Source organism: Enterobacter sp. (genome assembly GCF_977039595.1).
On the sequence record NZ_CDRQYH010000001.1, the window covers coordinates 174427 to 181071 of the forward strand.

Consider the following 6645-nt stretch of genomic DNA (forward strand, 5'->3'; position numbering starts at 1 on the left):
CCGTATTTATCACGTAGGCAGTTAAGCCGGGTTCAAAGCCCAAAAAACTCGCGGGCCGTCAATTCATCTCGCGCAATTTGCGCTTTTAGTTCATCCAGCGAACCAAATCGCTGCTCGTTGCGTATTTTTTTACGCAGTATCACATCTATATGGCGACCATACAGGTCCATTACAACGTCCAGCAGGTGCACTTCTAACTGTTGACGCACACCCGCGACGGTCGGACGCGTGCCAATGTTGGCGACGCCGTAGAACGGCTTATCGCCCAGTCCTGCCACTACCACCGCATAAACCCCTTTAACCGGGGAAACCTGACGACGCAGCGGTATATTCGCCGTCGGGAAGCCTATCGTGCGGCCCAGCGCATCGCCATGGACCACGCGGCCAGAGATAGTAAACGGATGCCCCAGCAGGGTTTCAGCCGTATCCAGTTCATCATCGGCCAATGCCCGGCGAACCGCCGTGCTGCTGACGCGCACGCCGCCTTCGCAGAAGGTCATCGCGCTGGTGACGTCAAATCCGTACTCCAGACCAGCCTTCTGTAATAGCAAGAAATCGCCCTGACGACCAGCGCCAAAGCGGAAATCATCGCCCACGGCGAGAAACTGCACGCCAAGGCGCTTAACCAGCAGGTCGCTGACGAAATTTTGTGCTGTCAGCGCGGCAAAGCGGCGATCGAAACGTACACACAATACATAGTCCACGCCGGACTCCGCCAGATAGCGCAACTTCTCGCGCAGGCGAGTGAGGCGGGCGGGAGATTTATCGCCCGCGAACAGCTCCAGCGGCTGCGGCTCGAAAATCATCACTACAACAGGCAGGCCGCGGGCCTCCCCTTCTTTACGCAATCCCTGCAACAGCGCCTGATGACCACGATGCACGCCGTCGAAATTACCAATAGTCAGCACGCACCCGTGCGGTGCGCTGCTGAGATTATGTATGCCGCGTATCAGCTTCATGTCTGGCTCAAAACAGTGAAAATCGCCAAAGTATACCTTGTACAGCGGTTAAGGTTAACCGGCGATTGTTCGCGCAAAACAGAAAGCCGTAATGATTTCATCAGGCTGACCTTTCGCAGCGAAAAAATCTGCTCGTGAACTGCGATTTTTATGCCGAAAGGCTGTATTCAGGGAAGACAAGCTGGTAGAATCCTGAGCCATCACTACGTAACGTAGCGTCGCTAATTAACGGCGCTTATTTGCACAAATCCATTGACAAAAGAAGGCAAAGAGGGCATATTCCTCGGCCTTTGAATTGTCCACATAGAACATATTTGGGAGTTGGACTTGGCTAATATCAAATCAGCTAAGAAACGTGCCGTTCAGTCTGAAAAGGCTCGTAAGCACAACGCAAGCCGTCGCTCTATGATGCGTACTTTCATCAAGAAAGTATACGCAGCAATCGAAGCAGGCGACAAAGCTGCAGCGCAGAACGCATTTAACGAAATGCAACCAATCGTGGATCGTCAGGCTGCTAAAGGTCTGATCCACAAAAACAAAGCAGCGCGTCATAAAGCAAACCTGACCGCGCAGATCAACAAACTGGCTTAATCGCTACTTGTTGTTGCTTGTTTAAAGAACCCGCTTAACGCGGGTTTTTTTATGCCTTTAGATTGCCGGTGGCGTAAACAGCGCCGAGTAGTCACGGTTACAGATTCGCTGCACCGCCGGGTGCTGAATCATCCTTTCGGCAAATATGGCGTGATACTCCTCCATCACGTTATCCACTCTGCCTATCTCCGTAATCTTATCGTCCGAATAGAGATCGTGCGCATACAGCGTCGGCGCAACGAAGATGGCGTTATGCGCTTCGCCAAAGGCTTTCATCAGCGCCGCATCGTCGAACTCACCGAGGATTTCTACCTTTAGCCCCTGCGAGTTAAACCAGTTCAGCAGCTTGCGTCCCAGCATTGAGCGTCTTCCCGGCACCAGCAAGCGGCGCTCTTCAAGGCACGCGGGGAACGGTTTTTCCGGCGGCGGATTAATGCACCAGAAGCTCACGCCGCATTCGCCAATTTTTACTGAGAACAGCCCTTCCTGCTGGGTGGAATCAATCGGACAATCCGAGATAATCATATCCAGCTTGTGCTGGCTCAGCTGTTCGAGCAGCATCTCGTGGGTGGATTCAAAGCAGCGCAGATGGATTTGCTCATCTTCCACCACCGCCGCATCCAGCACGCCGCTCACCAGCCGTTTGGACAGCGCATCCGCCACGCCCACGTCAAAGAGCAGGTTCGACTCTTTGCGGTAGTTGACAATATCCAGCATCTCCTGGCTCAGGGTGAACATCTTGTCCGCGTAGCGAAACACCAGCTCGCCCAGTTCGCTGGGTTCAATCCCACGCCCCTTACGCTTGAACAGCTTACCCTGCAAACGCTCTTCCAGCGCCTTGATTTGCCCGGTGATGGTTTGCGGCGTCAGATAGAGCGCCTCTGCCGCTCCTACCACCGAGCCCTGCTTATAGACGTGCCAGAAGTAGTACAGATGGTTGTAATTTAAATGAGACATCGCGTCTTCTCTCCCTGAGTGTGTATCGGGAGAAGGATCGCCCTCCTCCCGGTGTTCCGTTATGCCCGGACGGCCTGTCCGGACAATTTAATCTTCAGCAAGGTATAACCGATTACCGCGGCCAGTAATGACCCGATAAGAATGCCGAGTTTCGCCCAGACGATCAGCTCAGGCGCATGCGCGCCAAACGCAAGGGTCGAGATAAAGATCGACATCGTAAACCCGATTCCACACAGCACGCCGACGGCCATAATTTGACCAAAGGTTGTGCCGTGCGGCAATGACGCCAGCTTCAGCTTCGTCGCCAGCCAGCAGAAGAGGCTAATGCCCAGCGGCTTACCGATAAACAGCCCGGCAATGATGCCCAGCGGCAGTACGGACGTCAGCCCGTCCAGCGTCACGCCGCCGAGGGAAACGCCCGCGTTGGCAAACGCAAATAGGGGCAGGATCATAAAGGCGACCCACGGATGCAGCACATGCTCCAGCTGTTTGGCAGGCGACTTGCCGTCCTGCGGCTTAAGCGGCACGAGGAAGCCGACGATCACACCTGCCAGCGTAGCGTGCACGCCCGATTTCAGCACCGCCGTCCACAGCACCATCCCCACCAGGATATAGATACCGATGCGGCGAACATTGAAGATGTTCAGCAGCGCCAGCACCGCAATCGCCCCGGCGGCCACGCTCAGGGACAGGATCGACAGATCGCTGGTGTAGAACAGCGCGATAATCACAATGGCGCCCAGGTCATCGATGATCGCCAGCGCCATCAGGAAGATTTTCAGGGCTACCGGCACGCGGCTACCGAGTAAGGCTAAGACACCGAGCGCAAAGGCGATATCCGTCGCAGCCGGGATCGCCCAGCCGTGACGTGCAATCGGATCCTGCCAGGTGAATGCCAGGAAGAGCAGCGCTGGCACCACCATCCCACCGAGCGCGGCAATGACCGGGAACGCCGCGCGCTGGCGGCTGGCAAGCGAGCCCAGTACCAGCTCACGCTTGACCTCAAGCCCCACCAGCAGGAAAAACACCGCCATTAGCGCATCGTTGATCCACAGCAGCATGTTCTTGTTAATTTCCAGCGCCCCGACCTTCAGCTCAACGGGCGTTTCCAGAAATGCATGGTAGAGATCCTGCGTGATGCCAAGGTTAGCCAGCACCATCGCGGCCGCTGCGGCAATAATCAGGATCACGCCACCGGACGCCTCACTGCTAAAGAAACGGTGTAGTAATTTCATTTAAGTTCTCTCTTTTACAACAATACCTCGATAAAACCATAATACCAAGCCAAATAGCTCGGCAAAAACAGATTAATATTGAGTATAGATTCAGTTTAACCGAGCAATACCTACAAAAAGAAAAAGCCCGGAATCGCTTCCGGGCTTTTGCGGATGAAAACCAGCTGATCGATTAGCGGGTCAAATCATCGAAGAATTTTTTGACGCCATCGAAGAAGCTTTTGGAGCGCGGGCTGTTTTTCTCACCCGTCGGGCCGCCGAAGCTCTCCTGCAGCTCTTTCAGCAGCTGTTTCTGCTTGTCGTTCAGGCCAACCGGCGTTTCCACGACGACGCGGCAAAGCAGGTCGCCCTGCGCACCACCACGAACGGATTTAACGCCTTTCCCGCGCATGCGGAACAGCTTACCGGTCTGGGTCTCGCCCGGGATCTTCAGATTGACGCGACCATCCAGCGTCGGTACTTCGATTTCACCGCCCAGTGCCGCCATCGCAAAGTTGATCGGCACTTCGCAGTACAGGTTGTTCCCTTCACGCTCAAAGATAGCGTGCTGTTTCACCTGCACCTGGACGTACAAATCGCCTGCCGGTGCGCCGTGCTCGCCTGCTTCGCCCTCACCTGCCAGACGGATGCGGTCGCCCGTATCCACGCCGGCCGGGATCTTAACGGACAGGGTCTTGGTTTTCTCAACGCGACCGTGGCCGTGGCATTTGGTGCACGGATCTTTGATCAGCGTACCGCGACCGTGACAGTGCGGACAGGCCTGCTGCACCGCAAAGAAGCCCTGACGCATCTGTACCTGACCCGAACCGTGACAGGTTGGACAGGTTTGTGGCTGCGTACCCGCTTTCGCACCGCTGCCGTGGCAAACGTCACACTCTTCCAGCGTTGGAATACGGATCTCTTTGGTTACGCCGCGAACGGCCTCTTCCAGCGTCAGCTCCATGTTGTAGCGCAGGTCCGCGCCGCGCGCCGCGCGCTGACGACCACGGCCGCCGCCGAAGATATCGCCGAACACATCGCCAAAGATATCGCTGAAGTCAGCGCCGCCACCAAAGCCGCCGCCACCGAATCCACCGCCGCCCATGCCGCCCTGTTCAAAGGCTGCGTGACCGTACTGGTCATAGGCCGCACGTTTTTGTGCATCGGTCAGGACTTCGTAGGCTTCTTTGATCTCTTTAAATTTGGCTTCAGCCTCTTTGTCACCCTGGTTACGGTCCGGGTGGAATTTCATGGCCAGGCGCTTATACGCCTTTTTGATTTCACGCTCTTCCGCAGTTTTCGGAACGCCTAAAATCTCGTAATAGTCTTGCTTTGCCATTGGTTTTTTTAAGCCCCTTAACATGCGAGCACGGGCGTGGAGAGTTCTCCTACGCCCGTGCCGATTAATTACCCTGCATCAGGGCGATTATTTTTTGTCTTTGACTTCTTCGAACTCAGCGTCGACAACGTCGTCGTCTTTCGCGTTGTTCGCCGAAGCGTCAGCGCCCGCCTGCTGTTGAGCGTGCTGCTGCTGAGCGATTTCCATCAGCTTCTGAGAAGCCTGTGCCAGTTCCTGCATCTTCGCTTCGATGTCCGCTTTATCTTCACCTTTCAGTGAGGATTCCAGCGCACTCAGTGCAGCTTCGATAGCAGTCTTGTCTTCCGCTGGCAGCTTATCGCCTGCTTCTTCAACCTGCTTACGGGTGCTGTGCAGCAGATGGTCACCCTGGTTGCGGGTCTGAACCAGCTCTTCGAACTTACGGTCGGATTCCGCGTTAGCTTCGGCATCGCGAACCATTTTTTCGATTTCAGCTTCGTTCAGGCCAGAAGATGCCTTGATGGTGATCTTCTGCTCTTTACCGCTGTTTTTGTCTTTCGCAGACACGTGCAGGATACCGTCAGCATCGATATCGAAGGTGACTTCGATCTGCGGCATGCCGCGCGGTGCCGGGTTAATACCGTCCAGGTTGAACTGACCCAGAGATTTGTTATCCGCCGCACGCTTACGCTCACCCTGCAGCACATGGATGGTTACCGCAGACTGGTTGTCTTCAGCGGTAGAGAACACCTGGCTGTGCTTGGTTGGGATGGTGGTGTTTTTGTTGATGAGCGCAGTCATCACACCGCCCATGGTTTCGATACCCAGAGACAGCGGGGTAACGTCCAGCAGCAGTACGTCTTTAACTTCACCGGTCAGTACGCCACCCTGAACCGCAGCACCGATAGCCACTGCTTCGTCCGGGTTAACGTCTTTACGTGGCTCTTTACCAAAGAACTCAGCCACTTTCTTCTGCACCATTGGCATACGGGTCTGGCCACCAACGAGGATAACGTCGTTGATATCAGACACGGACAGGCCAGCGTCCTGCAGAGCAACTTTCAGCGGCTCGATAGAACGGTTCACCAGGTCTTCTACCAGGCTTTCCAGTTTCGCACGGGTCACTTTGATATTCATGTGTTTAGGACCGGTCGCGTCTGCAGTGATGTACGGCAGGTTAACGTCGGTCTGCTGAGCAGAAGACAGCTCGATCTTCGCTTTCTCAGCGGCTTCTTTCAGGCGCTGCATAGCCAGCGGGTCGTTACGCAGGTCAATGCCCTGATCTTTCTTGAACTCGTCAACGAGGTAGTTGATCAGACGGGTATCGAAGTCTTCACCACCCAGGTGGGTATCACCGTTGGTTGCCAGAACTTCGAAGGTTTTTTCGCCGTCAACTTCGTCGATTTCGATAATAGAGATATCGAAGGTACCACCACCCAGGTCGTAAACCGCGATAGTACGGTTGCCGACTTCTTTATCCAGACCGTAAGCCAGTGCAGCCGCGGTTGGTTCGTTGATGATACGTTTTACTTCCAGACCTGCGATACGGCCAGCATCTTTGGTTGCCTGACGCTGAGCATCGTTGAAGTAAGCAGGTACGGTGATA

General features: G+C 55.0%; 6 protein-coding genes and 1 pseudogene. 1 reads left to right on the top strand and 6 read right to left on the bottom strand.

Annotated elements, in window-relative coordinates; translation table 11 throughout:
* Nucleotides 1-32: 32 nt before the first annotated feature.
* Nucleotides 33-959 (bottom strand): bifunctional riboflavin kinase/FAD synthetase, encoded by a 927-nt coding sequence (gene ribF, locus ACWYRJ_RS00760; protein ID WP_455507251.1) that lies wholly within the window; start codon nucleotides 957-959, stop codon nucleotides 33-35.
* A gap of 7 nt (nucleotides 960-966) precedes the next feature.
* Nucleotides 967-1185, bottom strand: a pseudogene (locus tag ACWYRJ_RS00765) (DUF2575 domain-containing protein).
* A 101-nt stretch (nucleotides 1186-1286) separates the two neighbouring features.
* Here ACWYRJ_RS00765 and rpsT point away from each other — a divergent pair.
* Nucleotides 1287-1550, top strand: coding sequence for a 30S ribosomal protein S20 (rpsT, locus tag ACWYRJ_RS00770; RefSeq protein ID WP_003856458.1), 264 nt, complete (start codon nucleotides 1287-1289; stop codon nucleotides 1548-1550).
* Nucleotides 1551-1607: 57 nt separating this feature from the next.
* Here rpsT and nhaR read toward each other — a convergent pair whose 3' ends face one another.
* The 4 genes from nhaR to dnaK all read right to left on the bottom strand — a co-directional run.
* Nucleotides 1608-2507 (bottom strand): transcriptional activator NhaR, encoded by a 900-nt coding sequence (gene nhaR, locus ACWYRJ_RS00775; protein WP_032660752.1) that lies wholly within the window; start codon nucleotides 2505-2507, stop codon nucleotides 1608-1610.
* Between the two features lie 59 nt (nucleotides 2508-2566).
* Nucleotides 2567-3742, bottom strand: a complete 1176-nt coding sequence (nhaA, locus tag ACWYRJ_RS00780; RefSeq protein ID WP_455507252.1) for a Na+/H+ antiporter NhaA — start codon at nucleotides 3740-3742, stop codon at nucleotides 2567-2569.
* A gap of 172 nt (nucleotides 3743-3914) precedes the next feature.
* Nucleotides 3915-5060, bottom strand: a complete 1146-nt coding sequence (dnaJ, locus tag ACWYRJ_RS00785) for a molecular chaperone DnaJ (RefSeq protein WP_014830600.1) — start codon at nucleotides 5058-5060, stop codon at nucleotides 3915-3917.
* Between the two features lie 87 nt (nucleotides 5061-5147).
* Nucleotides 5148-6645 (bottom strand): molecular chaperone DnaK (dnaK, locus tag ACWYRJ_RS00790; RefSeq protein WP_455507253.1); only part of this gene is annotated, 1498 nt, incomplete at its 5' end.